The 25,710-nt window shown below is 60.6% G+C and carries 26 protein-coding genes and 2 pseudogenes; 17 read left to right on the top strand and 11 right to left on the bottom strand.

The features are described from left to right. Nucleotides 1–194: 194 nt before the first annotated feature. Nucleotides 195–1,142 carry a LysR family transcriptional regulator gene (locus J8I87_RS31355; protein WP_209936041.1) on the bottom strand — a complete coding sequence of 316 codons (948 nt, stop codon included), beginning with the start codon at nt 1,140–1,142 and terminating at the stop codon, nt 195–197. A 99-nt stretch (nt 1,143–1,241) separates the two neighbouring features. On the opposite strand from J8I87_RS31355, the gene budA reads away from it, so the two are divergent. Both budA and alsS read left to right on the top strand, forming a co-directional pair. Further along, a complete protein-coding gene (budA, locus tag J8I87_RS31350; protein ID WP_209936040.1) occupies nt 1,242–2,024 on the top strand; it encodes an acetolactate decarboxylase in 783 nt (260 codons plus the stop codon). 58 nt (nt 2,025–2,082) lie between these two features. Further along, complete coding sequence (alsS, locus tag J8I87_RS31345; protein WP_209936039.1) at nt 2,083–3,777, top strand: acetolactate synthase AlsS; 1,695 nt, start codon at nt 2,083–2,085, stop codon at nt 3,775–3,777. 301 nt (nt 3,778–4,078) lie between these two features. Here the strand turns inward: alsS and J8I87_RS31340 are convergent, their stop codons facing one another. Further along, entirely contained in the window at nt 4,079–6,547 is a 2,469-nt protein-coding gene (locus J8I87_RS31340; RefSeq protein ID WP_209936038.1) for an ATP-binding protein, read from the bottom strand. Between the two features lie 271 nt (nt 6,548–6,818). Here J8I87_RS31340 and J8I87_RS31335 point away from each other — a divergent pair, with 271 nt between their 5' ends. Both J8I87_RS31335 and J8I87_RS31330 read left to right on the top strand, forming a co-directional pair. Then, entirely contained in the window at nt 6,819–7,823 is a 1,005-nt protein-coding gene (locus tag J8I87_RS31335; RefSeq protein WP_209936037.1) for a LysR family transcriptional regulator, read from the top strand. A gap of 74 nt (nt 7,824–7,897) precedes the next feature. Continuing rightward, nucleotides 7,898–8,284, top strand: coding sequence for a response regulator (locus tag J8I87_RS31330; RefSeq protein WP_280923116.1), 387 nt, complete (start codon nt 7,898–7,900; stop codon nt 8,282–8,284). Between the two features lie 28 nt (nt 8,285–8,312). On the opposite strand, the gene J8I87_RS31325 is transcribed toward J8I87_RS31330, so the two are convergent. From J8I87_RS31325 to J8I87_RS31315, 3 genes are all read right to left on the bottom strand, one after another. Next, nucleotides 8,313–9,086: a response regulator transcription factor gene (locus tag J8I87_RS31325; protein WP_209936035.1), complete on the bottom strand. Its 774-nt coding sequence runs from the start codon at nt 9,084–9,086 to the stop codon at nt 8,313–8,315. Nucleotides 9,087–9,391: 305 nt separating this feature from the next. Then, the gene (locus tag J8I87_RS31320; protein WP_209936033.1) at nt 9,392–9,577 is read right to left on the bottom strand and encodes a hypothetical protein; all 186 of its coding nucleotides are present in this window, start codon (nt 9,575–9,577) and stop codon (nt 9,392–9,394) included. Between the two features lie 272 nt (nt 9,578–9,849). Then, nucleotides 9,850–10,839 (bottom strand): AraC family transcriptional regulator, encoded by a 990-nt coding sequence (locus J8I87_RS31315; RefSeq protein ID WP_245254295.1) that lies wholly within the window; start codon nt 10,837–10,839, stop codon nt 9,850–9,852. A 77-nt stretch (nt 10,840–10,916) separates the two neighbouring features. Here J8I87_RS31315 and J8I87_RS31310 point away from each other — a divergent pair, with 77 nt between their 5' ends. Then, entirely contained in the window at nt 10,917–11,891 is a 975-nt protein-coding gene (locus J8I87_RS31310; RefSeq protein WP_209936032.1) for an oxidoreductase, read from the top strand. A gap of 290 nt (nt 11,892–12,181) precedes the next feature. Further along, the gene (locus J8I87_RS31305; protein ID WP_209936031.1) at nt 12,182–13,126 is read left to right on the top strand and encodes a YihY/virulence factor BrkB family protein; all 945 of its coding nucleotides are present in this window, start codon (nt 12,182–12,184) and stop codon (nt 13,124–13,126) included. 120 nt (nt 13,127–13,246) lie between these two features. Here the strand turns inward: J8I87_RS31305 and J8I87_RS31300 are convergent. From J8I87_RS31300 to J8I87_RS31285, 4 genes and pseudogenes are all read right to left on the bottom strand, one after another. Continuing rightward, a pseudogene (locus J8I87_RS31300) lies at nt 13,247–13,432 on the bottom strand (CinA family protein); the annotation flags it as partial. Continuing rightward, a complete protein-coding gene (locus J8I87_RS31295) occupies nt 13,429–14,757 on the bottom strand; it encodes an Nramp family divalent metal transporter (RefSeq protein WP_245254294.1) in 1,329 nt (442 codons plus the stop codon). The gene J8I87_RS31295 and the pseudogene J8I87_RS31300, both read right to left, overlap by 4 nt. 233 nt (nt 14,758–14,990) lie before the next feature. After that, nucleotides 14,991–15,488, bottom strand: a complete 498-nt coding sequence (locus J8I87_RS31290) for a ferritin-like domain-containing protein (protein WP_209936029.1) — start codon at nt 15,486–15,488, stop codon at nt 14,991–14,993. A gap of 195 nt (nt 15,489–15,683) precedes the next feature. Continuing rightward, nucleotides 15,684–15,837, bottom strand: a pseudogene (locus tag J8I87_RS31285) (alcohol dehydrogenase catalytic domain-containing protein); the annotation flags it as partial. Between the two features lie 276 nt (nt 15,838–16,113). On the opposite strand from J8I87_RS31285, the gene J8I87_RS31280 reads away from it, so the two are divergent. The 3 genes from J8I87_RS31280 to J8I87_RS31270 all read left to right on the top strand — a co-directional run bounded on the left by J8I87_RS31280 (nt 16,114) and on the right by J8I87_RS31270 (nt 17,110). Beyond that, complete coding sequence (locus J8I87_RS31280; RefSeq protein ID WP_313066982.1) at nt 16,114–16,530, top strand: CsbD family protein; 417 nt, start codon at nt 16,114–16,116, stop codon at nt 16,528–16,530. Then, a complete protein-coding gene (locus tag J8I87_RS45130; RefSeq protein ID WP_245254300.1) occupies nt 16,454–16,690 on the top strand; it encodes a hypothetical protein in 237 nt (78 codons plus the stop codon). The genes J8I87_RS31280 and J8I87_RS45130 overlap by 77 nt, the downstream gene beginning before the upstream one ends. A 129-nt stretch (nt 16,691–16,819) precedes the next feature. Then, a complete protein-coding gene (locus J8I87_RS31270; protein ID WP_209936027.1) occupies nt 16,820–17,110 on the top strand; it encodes a hypothetical protein in 291 nt (96 codons plus the stop codon). Between the two features lie 121 nt (nt 17,111–17,231). Here the strand turns inward: J8I87_RS31270 and J8I87_RS31265 are convergent, their stop codons facing one another. Beyond that, a complete protein-coding gene (locus tag J8I87_RS31265; RefSeq protein WP_209936026.1) occupies nt 17,232–18,326 on the bottom strand; it encodes a PHB depolymerase family esterase in 1,095 nt (364 codons plus the stop codon). Nucleotides 18,327–18,367: 41 nt separating this feature from the next. Then, entirely contained in the window at nt 18,368–18,793 is a 426-nt protein-coding gene (locus tag J8I87_RS31260; protein WP_209936025.1) for a CopG family transcriptional regulator, read from the bottom strand. Nucleotides 18,794–19,464: 671 nt separating this feature from the next. Between J8I87_RS31260 and J8I87_RS31255 the strand changes: the two genes are divergently transcribed. From J8I87_RS31255 to J8I87_RS31220, 8 genes are all read left to right on the top strand, one after another. After that, nucleotides 19,465–21,009, top strand: a complete 1,545-nt coding sequence (locus tag J8I87_RS31255; RefSeq protein WP_209936024.1) for a CYTH and CHAD domain-containing protein — start codon at nt 19,465–19,467, stop codon at nt 21,007–21,009. A gap of 9 nt (nt 21,010–21,018) precedes the next feature. Further along, a complete protein-coding gene (locus J8I87_RS46405; protein ID WP_409518845.1) occupies nt 21,019–21,216 on the top strand; it encodes a hypothetical protein in 198 nt (65 codons plus the stop codon). Nucleotides 21,217–21,338: 122 nt separating this feature from the next. Continuing rightward, a complete protein-coding gene (locus tag J8I87_RS31245) occupies nt 21,339–22,229 on the top strand; it encodes a manganese catalase family protein (protein WP_209936023.1) in 891 nt (296 codons plus the stop codon). A 317-nt stretch (nt 22,230–22,546) separates the two neighbouring features. Then, entirely contained in the window at nt 22,547–23,248 is a 702-nt protein-coding gene (locus tag J8I87_RS31240) for a hypothetical protein (RefSeq protein ID WP_209936022.1), read from the top strand. Between the two features lie 219 nt (nt 23,249–23,467). Then, nucleotides 23,468–23,671, top strand: coding sequence for a CsbD family protein (locus J8I87_RS31235; RefSeq protein ID WP_209936021.1), 204 nt, complete (start codon nt 23,468–23,470; stop codon nt 23,669–23,671). Nucleotides 23,672–23,721: 50 nt separating this feature from the next. Next, a complete protein-coding gene (locus J8I87_RS31230) occupies nt 23,722–24,891 on the top strand; it encodes a zinc-dependent alcohol dehydrogenase (RefSeq protein ID WP_209936019.1) in 1,170 nt (389 codons plus the stop codon). Nucleotides 24,892–25,192: 301 nt separating this feature from the next. Continuing rightward, entirely contained in the window at nt 25,193–25,429 is a 237-nt protein-coding gene (locus J8I87_RS31225; protein WP_280923115.1) for a low affinity iron permease family protein, read from the top strand. A gap of 1 nt (nt 25,430) precedes the next feature. Then, entirely contained in the window at nt 25,431–25,703 is a 273-nt protein-coding gene (locus tag J8I87_RS31220; RefSeq protein WP_209936018.1) for a DUF6723 family protein, read from the top strand. Nucleotides 25,704–25,710 lie beyond the last annotated feature (7 nt).

Raw genomic sequence — 25,710 nt, 5'->3', positions numbered from 1 at the left:
CGTCAGGATCACTGCCGATGCGATGCGGTCTGCAAGGACGGTCAGCCAGCGCGAGACCATACGGTGTGTCACGGCGCGCGCTGGTCACTACGACCTTCGTATTTGATCAACGCGCCGTTACCCGATGCTTTCAGGCTTTGCACGCGTACATTGCAGATGTAACGAACCCGTGCCAGATGAACGATCGGCCGCGCTCAGGCGTCCGCGGATTCGCTGAGCGCCAGCGCGAGTTCGTTCACTTCGCCGGCGTTGTGCCTTCTCGTCTCGCGCTGCGCGGCATGAATGAAATCGCGCACGACCTTGGAGAACTCATCGGATCGGTACGCGACGACAATCTGAGCGGTAGGCTGCACGCCTTCAATCTCGTGGTAAGTCACATCTGGGTGATGCAACTGTCGGATCGAATGCGGCACGACAGTCACGCCAAAGCCCGCCGCGACCATGCTGACCGCGGACGCGACCTGGGTCGATTCCTGTCCGAGGTGCGGACTGAAGCCCGCGCGCTGACACGCCGATATGACATCGTCGTAAAGGACGGGTGCAATCGAGCGAGGAAAAAGAATCAGACGCTCGTGCGCGACGTCTGCAAGGCTGATGCGCGTCGAGTCTGCGAGCCTGTGCTGAGGCGGAAGGACGACCAGCATCCTTTCATCGAGCAGCGGGGTGAGCTTGACCCGGTCGGAGACCAGCGATGTCTGGCGAATGATCGCGACATCGATTCGCTTCTCGATCAGATCGTCGACCAACGCCGAAATGTTGGTTTCTGAAGGCGAAATCGTCACCTTGGGGTGCGATTCCCGGTATACGCGCACGATCTCCGGAATGACGGGATGGAATACGACTGAGCTCGCAAGCCCGACCCGAATGCTTCCCGTTTGTCCGCGCGCGGCGCTTTGCACACGGCACCGGGCCTGCTCGACCAGATCGAGAACCTTGCGCGCGTCCTCGTAAAGCACGCGTCCCGCATCCGTCAACTCGACGCCGCGCGTCAAGCGTCTGAAAAGCTGTGCACCGACTTCGTGCTCCAGCTTGTGAACCTGCTGGCTGATGGGCGGCTGCGCCATGCCGAGACGCTCTGCCGCGCGCGTGAAGTGCCGCTCCTCGGCAACGGTGACAAAGTACTTGAGGTGGCGAAACTCCATATCGAACTCATATCAAAGAGGATTGCTTTCAATATTAGACGCCGGTGCGCCTGAGAAACATACTGCTTGCATCGCAACACTTTTTCAGGAAACCGGGTTATGAAAGACGCTGCCACATGTTCGTGCGTAAGCGACATAGCGAAATCGTTCTCGCGCCTCGTCAGTAAGGGGCAAGAGGAAAGCGAGCTGTATCAGACGTCGCTGATGAGTGCGCTGATCGACGGCGTGTACGACGGAGACAAGACCATCGGGCAATTGTTGCAACATGGCGATTTTGGTCTCGGCACGTTCGACGAACTCGATGGCGAGCTGGTCGCGTTCGACAGCGAGGTTCACCAGCTTCGCGAGGACGGCAGCGCGCGACTGGCGCGTATGGATCAGAAGACGCCATTTGCCGTCGTGACGAAGTTCCGCCCTACGATGTTCGGCACATTCGGCGCGCCCCTCGATGGGCCGGAGGTTCAGGCAATCCTCGATGAACTGATCGGTTCGCCGAACCTCTTTTGCGCGTTTCGGATCGACGGCCATTTCGAACGGGTCGAAACGCGCACGGTGCCTCGTCAGACCGCGCCTTATCGCCCGATGCTGCAGGCAATCGAGCGTCAGCCCGTCTTCACCTTCAAGGAGTCCTCGGGCACGCTGATTGGATTCCGGTGTCCCGAGTACGTCCAGGGAATCAACGTAGCGGGCTTCCACGTGCACTACATCACGGACGATCGCCAGGGCGGCGGCCACGTGCTCGATTACCGACTGACTGAAGGAAAGGTTGAAGTGGCCAGGATCTCGCGACTTCGCATCGATCTCCCGCGTACCGAGCACTTTCAGAGAGCCACTTTGCATTCGGAAGATCTCGGACGGGCAATCGAAGTAGCTGAAGGTTGAACGCGGAGTCGCATTGCATTACCGCGTATTGAATGAATTGAATTGGATGGAGTAGAAAATGTTGAAGAAGGCATACAACGTCGATACGACGTGGACCTGTGGTGCGGACCTGGTGGTTCGCAATCTCGAAGCGCAGGGCGTCAAGCATGTGTTCGGCATTCCGGGAGCGAAGATCGATCGCGTGTTCGACTCCCTTGAGGACTCGCCGATCAGCACGGTGGTCGTCCGGCACGAAGCCAATGCAGCGTTCATGGCGGCGGCGGTTGGCCGATTGACCGGCAAGGCGGGCGTCGCACTGGTCACCTCCGGTCCTGGCTGCTCGAATCTGACGACGGGCCTCGCGACGGCGAACTCGGAAGGCGATGCGATGGTCGCAATCGGCGGCGCCGTACAACTCGATGACCGGCTCAAGCAAGTGCACCAGACAATGGACACTGTGTCGCTATTCAAGCCGATCACGAAATATTCGGCCGAGGTCGTCACGTCGTCGTCGATCTCCGAAGTGGTAAGCAACGCCTTCCGTGCGGCGGAACGTCCCCGGCCAGGCGCGGCGTTCGTCAGCCTTCCCGCGGATGTCGCGAATCTTCCGGCAACGGGTGAACCGCTCGCGGATCTCGCACCTGTTTCTGCGGGCGCCGCGGCAACAGAGGCGATTTCGGCTGCCGCGAAGCTGCTCGGCAAGTCACGTAACCCTGTTCTGCTCGTCGGCCTGCTCGCGAGCCGGCCTGAGAATGCCGAGGCGGTACGGCGCTTCGTCGAGCAAACGGGCATTCCCGTGGTCGGCACCTACCAGGCGGCCGGTACGATCGATGCTGCGAATCTCGGGCGTTTCGCGGGACGTGTCGGCCTCTGGAACAACCAGCCCGGCGACGTGCTGCTCGATCAGGCGGACGTCGTCGTCACGGTCGGTTACAGCCCTGTGGAATACGATCCGTCACTGTGGAACAAGGACGTACATCGTTCGCTGATTCATGTGGACGTGCAGCCGTCCGATGCCGATCGCCACTATCGCCCTGCCATCGAACTCGTCGGCGACATCGCAAAGACCATCGAGCTGCTCGGAACAGAAGTTCACGCGCGCCAACCCTCGCGCGAGCTCAGCGCCATCCTGTCGACGCTCGCGACGGCGCGCTCCGCACTGACGCACAAGGCGGCCTCGCTCGGCGGTTCCCCCGTCCATCCGTTGCGTATCGTCAAGGAGTTGCAGGATGTCGTCGACGCCAACACGACCCTGTGCGTCGACATGGGCAGCTTTCATATCTGGATCGCGCGTTACCTGTACAGCTTCCGCGCGCGGCAACTGCTCATCTCGAATGGCCAGCAGACGATGGGCGTGGCACTGCCCTGGGCAATCGCCGCCTCGCTCGTGCGTCCCGGCGAAAAGGTGATCTCGGTCTCGGGCGACGGCAGCTTCATGCAGTCGAGCATGGAACTCGAAACGGCCGTTCGCCTCAAGAGCAACATCGTGCATGTGATCTGGGTCGACAACATGTACAACATGGTCGAGATCCAGGAGGTTCAAAAGTATAAGCGTCGCTCGGGCGTCGAGTTCGGGCCGATTGATTTCAAGGCCTACGCTGAGTCGTTCGGTGCCGCAGGCTTCGCCGTCACGTCCGCTGATACGTTGCGCGACACGCTGCGCGCGGCATTGGCCGTAGACGTTCCCGCCGTAGTTGCCATTCCCGTCGATTACTCGGACAACCACAAGCTGATGGCACCGCTGGGAAGCGACTATCTCGACTATCTCATCTGATGCGCAACCGGGCCAATGGCCGTCGTGCAACCCGCGACGGCCATTGGCCCTTCCTCGACTCACAAATCACAAGGTAATGATCCCTTGTGCAACGGCACGTCGAAGCAACGGCATTCGCGTGCGCGTCGAAACGTCGAGCCTGGGCAGTGGCTCCGTCAACGGGCAACTCGCAAACCGTTGTAACCGCCGGTATCCAGCACCGGTTCTGACTGGCATACGAGGAATCGAGCACCTCTGAAGAAACAGTTGACTGACGAAGGGGGCTGGTTGCCCGCCCGTCCCCGGCGAGCGGTGGCGATCGTCAATGCGCCGATGTGGAATGAAAGACACGCTCGAGTTCCCTGGCCAGATCGGCTTGCGAAAGCGGCTTGTGCAGCACGCTGAGCACACCGGCCTCACGAGCCGCTTCCTCCAGTGCCACAGTACTGAACCCGCTGCACAGGATGACGGGCAAATCGGGGCGCAGAGTGCGGATTCGTTGGACCAGTTCGAGGCCGGTCATATCTGGCATGGTCTGGTCTGACACGACGACATCAAAGCGCTCGGGTTCCTCCCGGAACGCTTGCCATGCTGCGACAGCCGATTGAAACCCGACAGGTTCGTAATCCAGTTCGGCCAGCACCTCTTCGCCCAGCGTGACCAGCGTTTCTTCATCGTCGACCAGCATCACCACCTGTCCTTTGCCGCGCGGCAATGGCTCGCCGCCTGGTGACGCGCTCGCCGGCAACGCATCGGTCAACGGCAGATACACGAGAAAGCACGTGCCCTTGCCGACCTCAGTTCTTACGTCTATCGCACCGCCATACTCGCGGACGATCCCATCCACCAGAGACAGCCCCAAGCCCGTACCTTCGCCCGCCTTGCGGGTCGTAAAAAATGGATTGAACATGCGCTCGAGGACCTCCGGGGGAATACCCACCCCACTATCGGCAACACTGAGTTGCACGTAGTTGCCTTCGCTCGCGGCACCATGGGACAGCGTAACCGGTGCGTCCATCCGCAAGCGCTTCAGACTGACCCGAAGCCTGCCCCCTTCCGGCATCGCGCGCACCGCATTACTGCAAAGATTCATCACCACCTGATGAAGGTGCGTCGGTTCGCCAAGCACGAACAGATCTTCATCGTCGAGTTGCACCTCTAGCGCGATGCAGTCCGGCAGCGTCGCCCTCAGAAGTCCGATGACTTCGAACACGACGGACCGCACGTCGACGGCCACACGCGCGGTCGATCCGCTGCGGCTAAACGTGAGAATTCGCTCGACGAGCAGACGCGCCCGCTCTCCTGCCTTCATGACCTGCTCGACATGGCGGCGCTCCGGGGTGCCGTCTTCAAGCAGGGACAAGGCCCGTTCGCCAAACCCGAGAATAGCGCCAAGAATGTTGTTGAAGTCATGGGCGACACCGCCGGCGAAGGTGCCCAGCGCCTCCAGCTTCTGGGACTGTCGCAACTGCTGCTCGAGGCGCTCGCGCTGCCGCTCATCCTCGAGCCGCTGCGTGATGTCTTCGACGGCTGCCATCATGTATTCCTGGTCGACATCGCGCACGTGTTCTGCCTGCCGTGACGGAAAGATGCGCGCGGAGCGTATGTCCGTCCAGACGATGTGCCCGTCACGGTGGACATAACGCTTCTGGAAGTGCACGCTCGTGGCGCCGCCACATATGAGTTCACTGGTGTGAAGTTGGGTCAGGTACGCGTCGTCGGGGTACGTGATGTCCTCGATATGCAACTCTTTCAACTCCGCTTCCGAATATCCGACCATCTGCTGAAATGCCGGATTGGCGGCGATGTAGCGGTGGCCACGCAATACGACAACGCCTATGGGGGCGTGCTCGAACACGGTGCGTAACCGGTGCTCGCTCGAGCGCAGCTCTTCATTGATCTGTCGAACGCGGCGAAGCTGCTTGATGAGGAACCTGGCGAGCAGCGCAATGAAAACGGAAATCAGAAGCGACCGGGTTAGTACATTGAAAACCGTGGCTTTCCACGCGGCGAGGATCATACTGTTCGACCTCGCGACCTCGATCTTCAACGGATAGCCCTCGACGGCGTGGACAACCGAGCGCAGGTCGCTTCCGACGATGCCGGGCGGGCGCTCGTAGCCGGCTATCGGCTCTCCGTCGCTACCTAGAAGACGGATACGGGTTCCCGGCGTCAGGTCGATCTGCTCGTAAAACTTCCGGAAATAGCCGAGTTCGATCGAAGCGACGACGACCCCGGTGAAGCGATCTGATGCGTCATGCAGGCGCAACGCCATGGGCAACGCGAGCTTATGATCCAGCAGGCTCACTACCAGCTCGCTGATCGCTATTGCGTCACCATTTGCACGCTGCAAACGCTGGAAGTAGGACCGCGCAAAGACATTCACATGGGAGTAGTCACTTTTCTCGGAGGTCGCCACCAGTTGCCCGGTAACGTCCGCAATGCTCAACTCGCGCAGCTGCGGCGCACCATCGATCTGTTTGCGTAAGAAGGTGGCGGCCTGAAGCGGCGCAGTCCGCGCACGCATCACGTCCTGGTCGATCGCCGTGCGGCGCAGTATCAGCTGGGCACCCTGCATCGATCTGGCGGTGTGCTCGGCAATCGAACTCGCGAGGCTCGCGAGTTCGCGATCGTTGTCGGCCAGCGTCAGATTCCGCGCTCTCCACTGGTCCCATCCCGAAGTCACGCAAAGCAGCAATACGACAAGCGTCGCGCCTATCGCAACGGCGCGCTCCGAGCGAGGCCAGGTCATCGTTCGCCAGTTCCGGATGGTCACGAAGAAACCACGCATGAGAATGCTCGACTGTCGACTGCGCGCGGAAAACGATCCCCGTTTAACACAGAATACCCACCCTCCGCAAGGGGAATGCGCCGTGTACGGGCGACGGGCATCGGCCGGAGTGTGCACCGGCTAGAAGCATGATTTCAATTGAAATGCACAGCGAAGCCGAACGAAACATTCCCGCAATTGCGGGAAATAAGACTTGAAATTGTGCATTCAAGGCGTCGCATCCCTGTCATCCAACCGAACGCACGTCTTCCAACCGTAAATGAGGCCGAGCATGAACACTTTGCAGAACATGCAGATCTTTGTCCGCGTCGTCGACGCACGAAGCTTCACTGCAGCAGCCGAGTCGCTCGGCATCAGTCCAGGGTCGGCCTCACGCGCAATGACCGAGCTGGAGGCACATCTTCGTATCCGCCTGCTAAATCGGACGACGCGCCGCATCGCGCTGACGGCCGCGGGCGCCGAGTACCTCGAACGGTGCCGGGAAATCCTGGCGGATATTGCGAAAGCCGAAGAGGATATAGCGCGTTCACGCGTTTCGCCGTCCGGGGTTCTACGCATCCACAGCTTCGCCAGCTTTGGCCAGCATTATGTGGTTCCAGCCATCTCCGAGTATCGACGGCGCTACCCGGACGTCAAGATCGAGCTGCGACTCTCGCAAGACATTCCAGATCTGCTTGACGGCTCTTGTGATTCGTCGATCCTCGCGGTCTCGTCGTTGCCCGATTCCGACGCCGTTCAGGTCCGGCTCGGTTCAACGTTCGATGTTCTGTGTGCGTCGCCCGCTTATCTGTCTACGCATGGCGTGCCGACAGAACCGGCCGACCTGCGGGCGCACGAGTGCCTGACGCTGAGCACGCCCACGTTTGCGCAACGGGAATGGCACTTCGATGGGCCGCACGGGAACGAGCGGCTGACTATCGACAGCGCCCTGCAGCTGGACAACGCAGAAGCCCTTGCAGCCACCATCCGCCAGGGAATCGGCATTGGTGCGCTACCCGTTCATGCAGCGTTGGCCGGGCTGAACGACGGTTCGCTGGCGCGTGTGTTGCCGGACCACACGGTCGGATTGAGAGAGATCTGCGCCGTGTATCCTTCACGCCGGTTCGTCGATGCAAGAACGAGGACGTGGCTTGATTTGCTACGTACTTACGTGCCACTGGCGCTCGAGCGCAATCATGCGCAGCTATCTGCCCTGAACGGGCGATCGATCGTGGAGCCGGTCCTGGCCGGCGCGGGCCGCCGCTATCTGACACCAGATCTTGCGCTCGCTCACTGAGCAAAGCGCAGACGCAATCGGCGTTGCCGTCTGGCCGCGCGTCACATCACCATTTCTTCGGGAGAGTTACAGCGATGACACGCCGACGGGACATTCTGGTTGTTGAAGACGACGCGTCGATGCGCGAGCTGATATCGAGTTCGCTCGCGGATGCCGGCTTTCGGGTAAACGCGACCACCGTGAAAACCGCCTGCCACCTTACGGCGATGAAAGCCGATGCCATCGTCGTAGCGATCAATTCCCCCAAGTCGACTCGCGTCGACCTCATCGAGATGCTGCGCAAACAGTTTCCGTCTTCGACGCTTGTCGCTATTTCAGGGTACTTTCCCGCGAGTACCCCGGCGCGCGGCGCGCTGGCGGCTGAGCTGGGTGTCGATCGAACGCTGCCGAAGCCGTTGCGCATGGATCGGTTAATTGACGTGGTCACGGAACTGACAGGCGCGGCGCAAGATTGCCCGTAAAAGCTTCCACGCAAACGCGAGCTGTCCGTCAGCCGGGTTGCGCGGCCTCGCCGCCCCACGTCGCGGCCGAGTCGAGTTTTTCTACCGACATTGCAAACACGTACCCCGCTCCGCGTTCAGTCTTGATGTACCTCGGATGCGATGGGTCCGGCTCGATCTTGCGCCGCAATCGCAGGATCTGCACGTCAATCGAGCGATCGTACACATCGTCATAGAGACGACTCGACTCGAGCAGTTGCTCCCGCGTGAGTATCCGTCCCGGCGACGCGAGAAATGCATTGAGCAGTGAAAACTCCCCGTTGGTTAGCGACACGCGCTCACCCGCTGGCGAAGTGAGCCGCCGTGAACCGATATTGAGTTCCCAGCCGTCGAAGCGGTACGCGCGGGCGTCCGACTGGCGGCCCGTGCCCGCACCGGCGCTGAACGCGGCGGCACGTCGCAGAAGCGCCCTCACCCGGGCAAGAAGCTCTCGCGAACTGAATGGCTTGGTCATGTAGTCATCGGCACCCAGTTCGAGTGCCATCACACGATCGGCTTCGTCGCGTCGTCCTGAAACGATAATGATGGGAAGCGAAGACTGTTCGCGGATGCGGCGAGCGATCTGCATGCCGTCCTCGCCGGGCATGCGCAAATCGAGAATGATCAGATCAATCGCGAACTCGTTAAGTGCCGCCGTCATTTCGTTTCCGTTCCCGGCCGCGGTCACGCGTATGTCGTTGTCGTGCATGTATCCGGCAATCAGTTCGCGGATCGCCGGATCGTCATCAACCACGAGAACATGAGGAGGATTGACTTCACTCATAGCAGTAACGCTGAGTTCAGGTGCACAACGATTATCCGCCGAAACGACGTATCAGTCTCGCTATTGACTTGTCCATGTGTCGGACGGGCACGCATGCCTGCGATGTCGCGCGAGGCGACGGGCGGAAGCTCCTGTTTCTGATCGGGATGTTCGAAGCGTGCGTCGACGGCTACTCAGGAACGTGAAGGCGACTTCGCCTTCCGCTAACGCGTTGTCGACCAGGTCGCTATCGATCGGGCGGAAGATACGGGCACGCATATTAGGGCACGCATACAAGCCCGCTACGTTCCGCAGGTTTCGATGCGTCAGTGAATGCGCGTGTGGGTACACAGGAGTACATCGTCGTCGTGCGTAACATGCGACGGTACAGCGAGTTTTTCCATGGCGACAAGCTGCCGCTCAAGCAACGCATCCAGCTCTTTGCGTTCAGCAATGTGGTCGGCGGAATCACACACCAGCATCGATGTCGCAAATTCACGGGCGCTAAGCATGCTTGTCTCCTGATAGCTCGAGTAGGTGCTGTATCAATCGCGCCGGCTGTACTGCTCGCTTTTGACGTGCATTGCCGGTAGCGCATCCGCTACAAGTGACGCGGGGAGTCGATCGTAGGGGATGCTCTGCGGTCCGGCAATTCGGGTCGTCCCGCATATTGAGTCAATCAGGCGGACAGGGGTGAACACGCACATGCGTGCCCGATCGCGGGCGTGTGTCAGATCGCCCCCTATTCCCGCGAGGGCAGCATGCTCGTGTAGCGATGCGGCCGTTAGAACGCTGTTGCCGCCTCGTCGTCGACTGTGGCGTGTAGACGCACTGATCGCCGTGCCTCGAAGGTCTTGCGGTATGTCCCGGGTGCTGCCCCCGTTACGCGCTTAAATGCATGGGCGAACGCACTTTCGGACGTGTAGCCAATTGCTTGCGCGACCTGCGCGACCGATGCGCCTGCGCTCAATTCTCGCTGCGCGAGACGCATGCGCCAGTTGGTCAGGTAAGTGAGTGGCGGCATGCCCATCACCTCGCGAAAATGGGTGACAAAAGTCGTGCGTGACATGCCGGATTCTCTGGCCAGATCCTCGAGATTCCAGGCGCGACTGGGACGCGCATGCATCGCGGCAAGCACGGGAGCAAGCCGTCGATCACCCAGGGCATTTAGCCAGCCGCCGTCGCTCGTCGGCGACTGCATCACATAGGCCCTCAGCGTCTGCACAAAAAGAAGCTGTGCAAGCTCCGCCAGGATGATGTTGCGGCCGGGGTGCATTGGCGGTTCCATCTCGCGGACGATCTGTTCGAGTAGCCAGGCAATGCTTGCAGCCTGCCGTTGAGCGCCACTTACATGAATGAATGGCGGAAGGCCGCCGAGCAGCAGAGCCTGATGACCTTTGTCGATCTGCACCATACCGCCCAACATCACGAAGTCGTTGCCCTCGCCAAGTCGATAATTGCTGTTCCCTTCCGCAGCGAGCGGCGTCATGACCGCATCCGCGGTGCGATCCGGTTCACTCGCCAGAACTAGCGCACGGGAGCCATTCATGACGAGAATGCCGCCGCGCTCGAACGGCAAGGGGCTCGCCATACCCTCCATGAAGAACCAGCAGCTTCCTTCGACAGCAGCGCAAAATTTTACGGCATTGAGATTGTCAAAGCGGCGCCCCCAGCTTCCACCGGCGGTGAGCCGCCCGGAGAGACTACACCGTGCACGCACGAGGTTGAGCAGGTCTGAGAGAAGGTCCGTTTCCATCTTCGGACTATCGCGCATAAAACACGTCCTTTCAAGCATTCCTGGTACGGACGCAGCCCGATACAGTCCTCCCTTCATCAAGACGGAGTGACAACATGACAACCTTGCAGGCCCCCATCGGTTCCGGGTTCGGCCCGGCTTCGACTGCTGCCGACGTCATTGCAGGCATCGACCTGACTGGCAAGCGCATCGTCGTCACGGGTGGGTATTCAGGAATTGGCGTTGAAACGGTCCGTGCTTTCCGATCAGCCGGTGCGACGGTATTCGTGCCCGCTCGCGACATGATCAAGGCGAAGGAAGCGCTTCGCGATATTCCCGGCGTAATTCTGGACAAGATGGATCTTCTCGATCCGACGTCGATCGATAGATATGCGGAGCATGTTCTCGGAAATACCGATTCGATCGATATCTTTGTCAACAACGCGGGCGTGATGGCACCTCCGCTTACACGGGATACGCGAGGTTACGAATCTCAATTCGCCGCGAACCATCTCGGCCACTTCCATCTGACTTGCCGACTCTGGCCTGCTCTGCGTCGTGCACCGGGGGCACGCGTCATCGCGCTCAGTTCCTACGGGCACCGGCGCGCCGGGATCGACTTCCATGACCCCAACTTCGAGACGCGGGAGTACGACCCCTGGATTGCCTATGGTCAATCCAAAACCGCAAACGCGTTGTTCGCTGTCGCGCTGGACTCGATCGGGCGACGTCAAGGCGTTCGTGCGTTCTCCGTGCACCCCGGAGGCATCGTGACGGACCTCATTCGACACATGTCCCAGGCTCAGATCGACGCCAGCGAGATCATCGACAAGGCGGGCGTGCCCATCATCGATCCGCTGAACAACAAGAAGACACCGCAACAGGGCGCAGCCACGACGGTATGGTGCGCGACGAGCGCCAGGCTCGACGGTATGGGAGGCGTCTACTGCGCCGATTGCGAAATCGCGCCCTTGCTATCCTCCGACGACTCGACCGAGTTGGTGGGCGTGCGCCCGCGCGCGACGGACCGGGTCGCCGCTGGACGTCTTTGGCAACTCAGCGAGCAACTCACTGGTACCCGCATTGAATAAAAACATGCGTACTGTTCGCGAAAGCATGGCGTGACTTGCATACCAAACGCGTTGGCAGCCCACATCTCCGCAAGTCGCATGCCTCGGCGAATTTTGCTCTTGTTTGCGCCGGCTCCCGCTCGTCTCGGGCATATGAGCCGGCGTGCCGCACGACAGCAGTTCGTCTGTCGCGCGAGCTCGATACATGCCGCTTCCGTTGACAAGAAGGCCGTGCGCGTGCAGGACCAGCCGCAGAGGCACAGCCGTTGCTCTATTCAGCTCATCTCCGACCAGGCGTCAGGGAGCTGAATATGCGATCGACCGGTTCAAAATCGTTGCACCACCATTCGAGACAGTCGCCCGGCAGGACCCGCGGCCTCGGTGCATTGGCCAAACAGATCGTGGCGCGTTTCTCCAGCGACCGCTGCACGATGATGGGTGCAAGCATCGCCTTCTATTCGGCGTTTTCTCTCGCGCCGACTCTCGTGATCGTGCTTGCCGTGGCCGGCTGGTTTTTCGGGCGCGACGCCGCTCAGGGCCGGCTCTTCACGCAGGTCAAAGGCATACTGGGTGCCGATGCGGCCAGCGCGATCCAGGCTATCGTTGAGAACGCGCACTTCTCCGGCAAAGGCGGCTTTGCCGCGTTGATATCGATCGTGCTACTCGCCGTCGGCGCCTCCGCCACATTTTCGTCGCTCAATACAGCACTGGACGTGGTGTTCCATGCGAGGTCTCCGAAGGGCATCGCTGGCGTAGCGCTACTGTTGCGCGCCCGTCTTGTCTCGCTCGGTCTCGTGATGGGCCTGGCCTTTCTGCTGGTCGTCTCGCTTGTACTCGACGCTGCGATACAGACGGTCGGCCATGCTATCTTCGGCAGCACTGCCCTCACCGTATTTGCGGAAGTAGCCCAATCGCTGCTTGGGCTCTTGATCCTGACCATCGGGCTGGGCGCATTGATCAAATGGCTGCCAGACGTACATGTCGCCATCCGCCCGGCGCTGATTGGCGGGCTGGTTGCATCGGTACTGTTCACGCTGGGCCGTCACCTCTTTGGCCTTTATCTGGCTCACGCGGGCACCGCTGGCTCGTTCGGAGCCGCCGGATCGCTCGCAGTGCTGATGATGTGGTTGTATTTCTGCGCCGCCGTTTTCCTTCTTGGAGCGGAAGTCGTCGCCGCACTGAGCGGCGTCGCTTCTTATGATGATGACGAGTCTAAAATGGCAACGGCTCCCCCCGGTCTGCCAGCGAAAAAGTGATGGCGGCGTTGATACGATGCGGACCCTGAGGGAGGCCACCGATCGTCGGCGCGCTGTCGAATGCAGAACAGTCCATTTGCAAACAGATAGTCGCTGAGAAACGCGACGCGCCACTCACGTTCCAGATGGCGAATAGGTGACAAAGCCGACGTCCAGACTTGCTCCACTGCCCGGCACCTCGGCCAGGCACGATGCGATCAGGCCGGCCCTGCACGATTGCGCCGTTGCTAGCTCCAAGCCGCGGGTGCCGGGAAACGACACACCTGCCTCGCTATGCTGATGTTTTCCTCCAGGCCGATCGGTCATTTTGCAATCATGTCAATCAGCAGCTTCCCGTTGAGAACAACGATCAGGCTCGCGACGGCCCACGTCAGCAGTTTTGTCCGCCGGCCGATGACAAAGGAGCCCATCAGTCGCCGATCGGAGACGAATTGCGCGAGCGGGATCACCGCAAACGGCAGCTGCATTGACAGGATCACCTGGCTTAACACCAGCAGATGCGCCGTACCGCGCTGGCCATAGAGAGCAGTGACCACGACCACCGGCACGATCGCGAGGCCGCGCGTGATGAGCCGCCGCGCCCACGCCGGCATACGCAATTGCACGAAGCCCTCCATGACAATCTGCCCCGCCAATGTCGCGGTCACGGTCGAGTTCAATCCCGATGCGAGCAGGGCGAGTGCGAACAGGGTGGAGGCAATGGCGACACCGAGCAGCGGCGACAGCAGACGGAATGCGTCGCCGATTTCGGAAACATTCGTGTGGCCTGTGTCGTGAAAAGTTGCGGCAGCGACAATCAGGATCGCCGCATTAACGAAAAGCGCCAGCACCAACGCAAGCGTACTATCCATGGTGGCCCAGCGGATCGCGTCGCGCCGACCGTCGCAAGTCTTCGGATAAGCGCGCGTTTGCACTACAGAAGAATGCAGGTAGAGGTTGTGCGGCATGACGGTCGCCCCAATGATGCCGATCGCCACGTAAAGAACTTCCCGGTTCGTGACGATGTCGGACGACGGTATGAAGCCGCGCAGCACGGCAGCCACGGGTGGCGCGGCGGCCACGATCTGCACGATGAAGCAACCGGCGATCAGGATCAGTAACGCAATGACAAACGCTTCGAGAAAGCGAAAGCCTCGGTTCATGAGAAGCAGCACCAGAAAGGCATCGAGCGCGGTGAGTATTGCGCCGCCGATCAGCGGAATGCCAAAGAGCAGCTGCAATGCGATCGCCGTGCCGATCACCTCCGCGAGGTCGCAGGCAACGATGGCCAACTCGCAGGCAATCCAGAGCGTAATGCTGAGTACCTTTGGGTAGCGCGCGCGGCAGGCCTGTGCAAGGTCCAGCCCTGTGGCGATCCCCAGGCGTACCGACAGCGCCTGTAGCAATATGGCCATCAGGTTGGACAGCAGGATAACGGCAAGCAGCGTGTAGCCGAACCGCGATCCGCCGGCAATGTCGGTTGCCCAGTTCCCTGGGTCCATGTAGCCGACAGAGACCATATAACCCGGCCCCATGAAGGCCAGAAAGCGCTGCCAGCCCACCCGGCCTGCAGGTATGGCAACGGACCGGTATGCGTCCGGCAAGCTCGGCGCGGCCAATTCGACGGCGTCGGCGTTCGAACAGGATTTCATACGCTCGGACATGGCGCTGGCAACTGAGGTACTTTTATCGAAGTCCCGTATCGCTATGAATGGGACGGGACACCTTGTGCAGAAGCTGTCGGGAGCAGTGAGTCGACGCAGCGCGCGTCACGCCAGCGTCGACCCGTTGGTTGCGATCAGCCAGTTGCCGAAACATGCCGGCTGTACCCAGACCAATCTGCGTTGCCGTCTGCGTAGGCAGCGGCCCGACGGCGTCGCGTGAGTCAGGCAGCCTTCGCTTTCACATTGCCCGCTTTCTCGGCGAACTGTGTGAGCTTCAGATCGGTGGCCTTTTCCTCTTCGAGCGTTTCGTTCAGCAGTTTCACGCCTTCCGTGAAGCCCAACTGCTTACCCAGCGCACACAGGCTGCCGTAGGCTGCGATTTCATAGTGTTCGACTTTCTGTGCGGCAGCGACCAGGCCGGCATCGAGTACTGCGCCTTTTTCAATTTCGTCGATGAGTTCGTCACCTTCTTCAATCAGACCTTCCATCGCGACGCACTTCATGCGCTTAAGCTTGATGCCGCACACGTCGACGACCTGATCGATACGCTCGACCTGGCCTTGCGTCTCTTCCAGATGTGTCTTGAACGCATCGCTCAGTTCTGGATTGGATGCGGCGCGCGACAGCTTCGCGAGCGCTCTGGTCAACTGCTTCTCCGCGCTGTAAATGTCCGACAGCATATGGACAAAAAGATCGTCTACCGTCTTACGTTGTGCCATTTTGCACTCCCTTCAGATGGAACTTCACTATCAACAGTCAGCGACGCTGACTTCCAGACCATGAGGAGCCGGTCCGACCGCGACTGCCCCGCTTCTCACGGTTTCAATGCCACCTTGCGGCAGCCGTCTGCCTTTTCGCGGAACGTCTTGTACACACCCGGCCCGTCCCGCAGCGGCACTGGATGTGTAATGACATTCCCGGTTTCGATTACTACGCTCGCAAAGCAAGAAGTTGCCGCGTCTGCACTGCCCACAATCGCCGTAGAAGATGGTGAACGGCACAACCACGCGGTCGCCCAGGTTCCGCTTCTTTACCGACCTCGACTACCTCGCCCATGAACTCATGGCCCCATGAAACTCATGCTTTTCTCCATGGAAAATGCTGCGAGTGGTCGGGCGTGAGACGCCCGTTGCGAAACGAGAGCAATGGGTATTCCAGAGAAACCGGGCGCGGCATTGTGCTGGTTAATGTGGTGTCAGGCGCTGCGTGTCGCTCGGGTCCGGCGCTTGCGCTATCGGCGATGCCAGAGGTCGATCCCGCCGACAGAAGGTTGCACGGGCAAAAGATTGAACGATTACCGGCCGCGTCCGCGCGGGAATACGTCGCGGCTAACTGGAGTGACAAATGGAAACCACGATGGAAACCACGAAGGAAACCACGAAGACGGAAGGCACCCTCCGCGAAACGGCGGGAAACGTGAAGGATGCTGTCGGCTCGATAGTCGGAGACACGAGGCTGCAGCTTGAAGGTTCAGCCGATGAGCTGCGCGGAAAGGCACAACAGCTCTACGCGGACGCCAGCGAGCTGGCCCGCGAACACAATGACGTCAAATCCGCTGGCGGTGCTGGCAGGCGCCAGCGCGATTGGCTTCCTTGTTGGCGCGCTTTGGGCCTCCCGCCGTCAGGCTTATCCATGATGCTTCAGGCGACTGCTCAGCCTCGTTCCTGTTCGACGGAGCGGTACGATGTCGATCCAGTCAAAAGTGAATCGGTGGAGCGCCGTGGGCCGCTTCTATATGGAGCGAATGAGCGACTACGGTGAACTTGTTTCCATCGAACTGGCGCAGGCGCGAATGCAGCTTGCGCGTGAAGTCATCGCGCTCGTCGCGCTCGCGGTCGCTGTTCGCGCTGTCGTTCTCTTGCATCGCAGTGCTTGCAACGGCGCTGACGACACCCTACTTCGTGCAGGTGTCCTGGGCTAGCGCGGGCGCGTGGCTCCTGCTTTGCATTATTTCCCTCATTGCCGTTCGCTCGCAGAAGCCGGCGCGCTCGTTCCATGTGCTTCATCACGAGATCCGCGAAGACCTCCGCGTGGCCAGGGAGACGTTGAAATGATCTCTAAAGCTAGCGCGCTTGCCAGGGCCGAGGCGTCAGTGCTGGAGCAGATGGCCGCATCACGCGCAAATCTGGTCGCCGCGCGGCACGCAGCACACCTGCGCCGTATTGATGCCAATCCTCCCATCGTCGCAAGGGTGCGTGAATACATTTCCGTCGCGCCAAACAAAATTGAGTATCGCGACACTAAAGGGCCGACGCCGACGAAGTTCGCTGCTTTCGGGGACTGTTGCGCGTACGGCTCTTCAATATCAGGTGACGACGCAATAGAGGAAGTACAACAGTAACAGAATGCAGTAGAGAGCAACATCGTCTTTTTCAAAGCGTCTTAAGACGTTGAGTCGGTTTGAGGCAACGACGGACCCAGATTCGTCCAGCGCAAAAGGCGCTTTGTTTTGCGCTTGCATCTCAGCCCTTTTTCGGATGCTCAAGAAAGAATCGCAGCATTTCCGCGCTCGCGTCCGGGCCGGTGGGATCGGTATAACTGCCGCGTGTATCGCCGCCTGACCATGCATGAGGTGCGCCATGAACAGTCCATAGTTCTGCGTCGATGCCGTCGGGAGAAACGAGCGTCGCGACGGTGCAGGAACGTCGGCTCGTTTCGACGCGACGCGGTCCATCGCCGCCGCGCCGCGGTTCGAAGCCCTGCACCAACTGCGTGGCGTTAGCGATGTGAACCGTAGCGTCGGCGTCGCCGTGAAAGACGATTAGTGGCCGTCGCGGTGCGCGGCGATCGCCCTGCGCGTGATGTCGCTTGCCATGACGCCTGCCCCCTTTCATGGCCGCGAGCGCGGAAGGCAGATCGTGCGCGCACCCTGCGGGCAGACCGGAATGGACGCCAGCCGCCGCGTACAGTTCAGGATACGTGGCGATCATGATCGCCGCCATGGCTCCGCCCGCAGACATGCCTGCAATGTACACGCGCGCCGGATCGGCATTGTGGGCCGCGATGATGTCGCGCGTGATGCCTGCGATCAGCGAAGGCTCACCACGCTCGCGATGCTGATCGGCGGGCTTGAACCAGTTCCAGCACTTCGACGGGTTGGCGTGCTCTGGCTGCACCGGATAGGCGACAAGACATCGATGTCGCTCGGCGAGTGCGTTCATCTGTGTCCCCGCGGCAAAATCGTCGGCGTTCTGCGTGCAGCCGTGCAGCATCACAATCAGTGGCAGCGGTTCGCCCACTGCGCGCGCCGGCACATACAGACGATACTGCCGCGAGCCTGCCGCATTCGAATACGCGTGCGTGCTGAAATGCCCCCGATCTTCGACGTCGGCGTCCACGTTGCCGTCTCGCACTGTGTGCGGTGCGACGTGTCGCTCCCCATTCCTCGCGAACGGGAAAACTGGCGCCTCGTGTCGTGACACGGTTTCGCTCCCGCCATCAACGGCGCTGCCACGCAGCACGCGTTGGATCACTTTTGTCGCTTCGGCGGGACCGCGGGTACGCAATAAGTTCATCGCTTCGCGCATTGAGCCTAGAAAATTTTCATCGAGTTTCATCGTCTGTGTCCGATTAGCGGATTGAGTTGAGCATCGTGTGGCTAGTGGATTCTGTCGGCGAGTGCCGCCTTGACGGCGGGTGAAGCGTGGAATGCGCCCAGCACCTGGACGCTTTCGATTGTCGCGAGCGCAAGGTCCGCCGTGACGTCGCTGGCAATGCTGGCGAGTCCGAGCACCTGGATGGTTAGCCGCTGGCGCGCGGCACGCACTGCCTCGAGATCCTGTCTGGAGAAGTGTTGCAGTCCGAGCACGAGCGCGCGGCGTGTCACCGTGTCCTGAACGACCTGCGCGTGGAGTGCAAGCTGGTTGCGAATAGCAGTTCGGATCAGGTCGGTCCGGTTTGCATAAAAACCTTCCTGTACCAGAAGGTCGATCTGCCCGAGATCAACTGGACCCAGGTTGATCGTGATCTTTTCCGAGTCGCCGCCCTTCGGACGATCCATTCCCGGCGCTATCAGCTTTTTCATTTCTCCATCCTCACACCATCCATGCAGATGGTTATAGGCGGGTTTTCGCCGCGTTGCAACATCAATATTCGGGGCCGATACGTCGCGTTCGCTGCGCGACTGCCTCGCGCGCCGAGCCATTCGGGATCTAATGAATGAGCCTCTGCGTTGAACCGGCACAGATCGAGTTTGCTTTGGGCCGAGGCAACGATTGCACGGACCGCCTTGAGGCCCCGTGTTCGCGTCTGGTATCAGAGGTTCTCCGGTTACGCGCAGTCCGCTGTAACGCCAGGAGAGACCGCTTTCCAAGGAGACACACGCCATCCTTGTCTGGCGTGGCTTAGCCGCAATGCGCACGAGCCGTCGTCGAACGTCCGGCAGTCGACTTCGACATCGTCGACAACACCGCGCCGATGGACAACACGCAGACCGCCCTCACGGAGACGGTCAACGACTGAGGTCGTTCTACAGGAACGAGTGTCCCGCTCCCATCTGTTCAGTAACGTCATGGCAATTTCGGCGTCGTTCATGTTCGGCAGCACTCCGTTGTCGTCAAAATGGTTTTGGCGCAGAGGTTCGTCGAGCAAGAATTGTGCAATGCACCAGCTGCGATCGAAATAGGTGTTGCCTGAGTACGTTTCATGCTGGTTGAAGGAGGAGCCGCAATCATCCCTGTGCTCAATGGAGGCGCAATGGAAAGCGAACTGAAGCTGCTGGCTTCCGCTGGCAACGCCAGCCAGGTTTTACACGCTCCCGCCATCAGTCGTCTGCTGGTCGATCCGGCGAGGACCGACGAGCTGACAAGCACATACTTCGATACGCCGGATCTGAGCTTGCATAAACGCGGCGCATCATTGCGAGTCCGCGTGGCGGGCGACAGGCGCTTGCAGACGCTCAAGTTCGATGGCGCACCTGAGGCGGGACTGTTCGAACGTGATGAATTCGAGGGCCCGGTACGGGGTGACTCCCCGGAGCTCGGATCACTCCAGCAATTGCTTCCCGAGGACGGGAAGGAAGTGAAGCTCCTGCAGACGGAAGGACTCGCATCGCAGCTTCAGCCGCTTTTTGTGACCCGGGTCAAGCGCACAACGGCCGTGCTTCGCCTCGCGGACAACGCAGAAGTTGAATTGGCAGCGGACGACGGGGTCATCGAAACGCAGACAAGCTCGACTTCCATTCACGCCGTGGAGCTGGAACTCAAAAACGGCGCGCCGGAGCAGCTTTACGAACTGGCGCTCGCCTTGCTGGAAACCACACCACTTCGCATCGACTACATGAGCAAAGGCGATCGGGGGTACGAACTGCTCGTACAGGAACACCGCGCCCCGGTTCGGGCGCAGCCGCTCAAACTCAAGAGGCGTTACACCGTGGAAGAGACCTTCCAGCACATCGCGAAGAACTGTCTCGCCCAGATCCACGGTAATGAACGTGGGGTCGTGTCGGGACACGATCCATCAAGCGTGCATCAGATGCGGGTCGGGCTTCGCAGGTTGCGCTCCGCGCTCGACATGTTCGCGGATGTCATCTCCGCGCCCGCCCATTTCGACAAGGATCTCAGATGGATCGCGGGTGAACTTGGCGGCGCACGTGACTGGGAGGTGCTGGCGGGGCCTACGCTGGAGCAGGCGTTTGCGTCCGCAAGAGACGGTGACGATGTGCGTGCGACCCGTGAAGCAGCGAAAGGTCGCGCAACAGAGAATCGCAAGACAGCCGCGGCCGCGGTGGACTCCGTGCGCTATACGAGACTGGTGTTGCAGTTCACGCTCTGGATTGAATCGATGGGATGGCGCAAAGGACAAACCGATAAGGAACGTGCACGCTGCCAGCGATCCATTTCGGAGTTCGCCAATGCGACGCTGTCCCGTCGCCACAGAAAATTGCTTAAGCGTGGCCGGGGCCTCGCCGAACTGGACGACGAAACTCGACATCGTGCGCGTATCGCTGCGAAGAAGCTTCGCTATGCGACCGAGTTTTTTGCGTCGCTTTTCGACAAACGTGATGTCAAGCGCTATATCAACGCACTCAGCAAACTCCAGGACGATCTCGGCTGGCGCAATGATATTGTCGTTGCGGACGGCTTGCTCAGATCACTCGCATCCGATAAGCCCGATGCTGCATTGGGCGCAGGCTTTGCACGGGGCTACTTTGCATCACGCGCGATACAGGATCACGATGCGATGAAGGCACTGTGGGCCCGGTTCAAGCGCCTTGACCCGCCCTCGCTGCCTGGACGCTAACGCGCCGATGTGATCGAGACGGAGTTCCCCCAATGGCACGGCGGCGCCTTCATCGCCGTGCTGGACGGCGCCGCTGAACCGCGCTTGCGGGATGCCGCATCGGCGCAACGCTCGCACGAGTTCCTGATAATCGGCGCAATGTTCATGTACGTGCGTTGGTCGTATTGGGTATCTCGCAAGAAGGTGCGCGGCTGCGGATATCACTGAATGCCGCAGGAACGCTCACCCCCGGACGCGCTCCCCGCAGTCGCCACACGCTTCCCAAACGCTTCAGTGGAACATCGATTGCGCAGTGACGGTTGGCTTAAGCCAACCTTACGGAGGTCACGATGTTCGTTCACAACAAGCGTCTGCAGTACACGGTCCGCGTCACCGATACCAACCCGGGTCTGGCCAACCTTCTGCTAGAACAGTTCGGCGGACCGCAAGGCGAGCTAGCCGCGGCGATGCGCTACTTTACGCAAGCCGTCACCGAAGAAGATCCCGGCCGCAAGGACATGCTTTACGACATTGCCACGGAAGAACTCAGTCACCTTGAAATCATCGGCTCGATCGTGGCGATGCTCAACCGTGGCGCAAAGGGCGAGCTGGCCGAAGCGGTCGATGCACAGGCCGAGCTGTATCGCAAGATCAACGGTGCCGGCAACGATAGTCACGTGACGCAGGTGCTCTACGGCGCGGGCACGCCGCTCACGAATTCGGCGGGCGTTCCGTGGACGGCGGCGTATATCGACACCATCGGCGAGCCGACCGCCGATCTGCGCTCGAATATCGCAGCCGAAGCGCGCGCAAAGATCATCTACGAGCGGCTGATCAATGTGAGTGATGACCCCGGCGTGCGCGACGCACTCGGTTTTCTGATGACACGCGAGGTGTCGCATCAGAAGTCTTTCGAAAAAGCGCTGTACTCGATCACAGGCAATTTCCCGCCGGGCAAGATGCCGCCCGTTCCCGAGTTCGCGAGCGCGTACTACAAGATGTCTCATGGGCAGCCGCCCGTACCGGGGCCGTGGAATCAGGGCACAGGGCTGCAGCTCATCGAGGATCCGCCCTTGACGGCGGACGGTGGCGACGGCACCGCATCCGTCAAGCTCAATGCCACGCAAAAGACCGCGCTCGAAGCGATGAGCCAGCGGCTAATGTCCGATCCGTCGACCGATCCGGCAACGGGTGCCGAGCTTGGTATGGAGGCGTCGCCCGATTCCACGAAGCCGGCCTAAAGCCGCCGCAGTGATCACTCGCAGTGCGTACGCCGCGAGCGCGAAAGCGCCGCGGCCCTATTGCGTCGGTCTTTGTCCGGCAAATTGCGAGTCTCACCCGGCCGTCATGCGGCATCCGATGCGTCGCTCCCCGAGAGGCGCGCTGAACCCGGATGTCCTCATTAGCGCGTCCGTCATCTCTACATTGCACCCTTTTACAAACTGACCACCAACGGCCGCAGCCTGTACGCGGCATACCGATTGCACGATCATTTCGCCTCCCGGACACCGGTCGGCGGGAATCGTACGTTGCTCAACCTTCCTCCAAGGAGATATCCATGAGACTTCTCATCACTCGAGACGGCCTGCCCCGGCTGTCATGGGGTCCTGTCATCGCGGGCGTGATCCTGTCGATGATCGTCTATCTTGTCCTTAGCGTGCTTGGTGCGGCCGTCGGCGCATCCCTGCTGGCGCCGCTGTCGAAACCACATCCATTGCAGGGCTTTGGCCTGGGCTCGGGCATATGGATGATCGTCACGACGGTGCTTGCAGTTTTCGTTGGCTCTTACTTCGCCGGACGCTGTGCCCCCGTCCTGGGATGGCTACATGGTCTCCTGTCATGGGCCGTCATGACACTGTTTGTCGCGTATGGCATGACATCCATACTCGCCGGGACCGTGAGTACTGCTGGCAGCATCGCCGCCACGGGTGCGCAGGTCGGCGCGACGGCCACCAGTCAGGAAGGATCGGGCGCGGCGGTACTGAACGCCGCCAAAGAGCAGATCCAGGGCGCCGCCGCCTCCGCAGCAGCTATAGCGTCGAGCCCCGCAGCGGAGCAACAGGCCAGACAGACGGCCGACACGGCGGCGCGCGGAGTTGCGCGGGCCAGTTGGTACTCGTTCGCGGCACTGGTCGTCGGCGCGATTATCGCAATCGTCTCCGGTGGCGCAGGTTTTCGTCACCAGCCACCGTTCGAAAAGAGCGGTTCTACGTCCGAGCGTGAGGCTGCCCCTGCGCGCGAGCGTTACGTCAGGCCATGATGTCGGAGTATCGGACGCAGCATGATTGGAAGGAGGACGTATTTCTTTCAATGTTCTGCTGCGTCGTCCATTCGCCGGCCGACTGTGCACCGCGCGCCGCGGATGTCGTCGCTCAGGGCTGTGCGTGTCCGGCATGGCGTATGCATGCCGGCGCGAAGCGGCGCCCGTGCATGCAGGCGCTCGGGCGCGTCGTTACATCACCGCATTGCGGAGAGAGGAATGGCTAACGACAAAACCGAAGGCATCAAGGAGGAACTTAAGGGATACCTCAACAAGGGCGTCGGCTCGGTTACTGGCAACGATGCGAAGAAGGTCAAAGGCGAAGCGCAGATCACTGAAGGCGATAACCGCAAGGACCTTGGAGACCAGCGAGAAAACGCTGAAAAAGGCAAGACCGATCCCGGCAACCCGACCAACCTCTGAACGCTTCGCAGCACATTGGTTCGCTCCCATCCCCGCTTAAGGAGAAACGCATGAGAGCTCTTACATGGCACGGCAAGAAAGACATTCGGTGCGATACGGTTCCCGATCCGATCATCGAACATCCGCGCGACGCAATCGTCAAGGTATCCAGTTGTGCCATCTGCGGCTCGGACCTGCATCTGTTCGACGGCTTCATGCCCGGCATGGAATCCGGTGACATCATGGGACACGAGTTCATGGGCGAAGTGGTCGACGTCGGCAAGGAGAATTCAGCGCTCAAGGTGGGAGACCGGATCGTCGTGCCGTTCACCATCATCTGCGGCGAGTGCGACCAGTGCAAACGCGGCAATTTCTCCGTCTGCGAACGGACCAACCGCAACCGCGATGCGGCCGACAAGCTCTTCGGCCATACGACGGCCGGCCTGTTCGGCTACACACATCTGACGGGCGGCTATCCCGGCGGGCAAGCGGAATTCGTCCGCGTTCCATTTGCCGACAAGACGCACGTGAAGATTCCCGATGGCCTGAGCGACGAGCAGGTGCTGTTTCTCGGCGACATCTTTCCGACCGGCTGGCAAGCTGCCGTGCAATGCGACATCGAACCCACCGACACAGTAGCGATCTGGGGCGCCGGCCCCGTCGGTCAGATGGCGATCCGTAGCGTCGTCCTGCTGGGCGCACGCCAGGTCATTGCAATCGACTGGGTTCCCGAACGTCTCGCGATGGCGCGCGCGAGCGGCGCGATCCCGATCAATTTCAAGGAAGAAAGCGTGCTCGACCGGTTGGCAGGCCTCACTTACGGCAAGGGCCCCGAAAAGTGCATCGACGCGGTCGGGATGGAGTCCCACGTAACCCGCTCGTTCGATTCGATGTACGACCGCGCCAAGCAGGCGGTCATGCTGGAGACGGATCGTCCGCATGTGTTGCGCGAAATGATCTACGTCTGCCGGCCCGCAGGCGTGCTTTCCGTTCCGGGCGTCTATGGCGGGCTGATCGACAAGATTCCTTTCGGCGCTGCGATGAACAAGGGACTCACGTGGCGCATGGGCCAAACACACGTGAACCGCTGGACCGACGACCTCTTGCACCGGATACAGGACGGCCAGATCGATCCGTCATTCGTGATCACGCATACGGTGGCGCTCGAGAACGGGCCGTCTATGTACAAGACGTTTCGCGACAAGGAAGACGGTTGCATCAAGGTCGTGCTGAAACCGTGACGCCATCGGGCGGCTCGATCCACGAAGAGGGGCCGCCGGGCGGGACCCCTCCCACGCCTATGAACAACCCTATGAACGACACCTGACAGCCCGATCCAGTGCTTCGGACGGCAAGCGCATTGTCTGCAGAACTGTCGCCATTGGATGAGCATGCATCGTACCGCGTGCGCGTCCGCCCCTTCTGCATGGCACGCGAAGAAGCTGGTCAGGGGCACGTCCGCAACCGCACTTCGGCATAGCGTTTGCTGAGCGCCTTAAAAGCGCCCCGCCTTGAAGGGGCACGACGCTCGATGAGGATTTCATGCGCTCAGACCGACATGCCGCCGACCGCCTCGAATCCGTGCCGGATACTTCGAGTCGCGCCTATGCCGCGCGACATCCCGTCACGCGCGCAGTCGACAGATTCGCTTCGACCGTCACGCGCTGGCCGGGTTCGCCCGTTGCGTTCGGCGTGGCCGTGATTGCGATCGTTGCATGGCTCATTCCGGGGCCGCTCCTGGGCATCCATAACACGAACGACGAGCTGGAGGGAGCGTGAAATGGTACGCCGCAAACTGCTCGTCAAACAGACAGGAAAGTCTCACCCGGACACGGCGGATGACTACGTAATCTACGTCACGACGAAGTTCTTCGCGACAGGTTGCTTCTTTGGCGAGCTTTTACTGGTACGCACCACCGATGGACGCAAGCTCTTTCCATTTGAGGGCGCATCGCCCATCGGTCCTTTCGCCACAGTCGACGATGCGAGAGCCGCCGCCACCGCGCATGGCGTGTTCTTGATCGAAGCCGACCTGAAAAATCCCGAGCCGTAGGGAACCG

Source organism: Paraburkholderia sp. LEh10 (assembly GCF_017814945.1).
GTDB lineage: Bacteria > Pseudomonadota > Gammaproteobacteria > Burkholderiales > Burkholderiaceae > Paraburkholderia.
The sequence above is the reverse complement of the archived record's forward strand: the minus strand, read 5'-3'. Positions and strand labels throughout refer to the sequence as shown.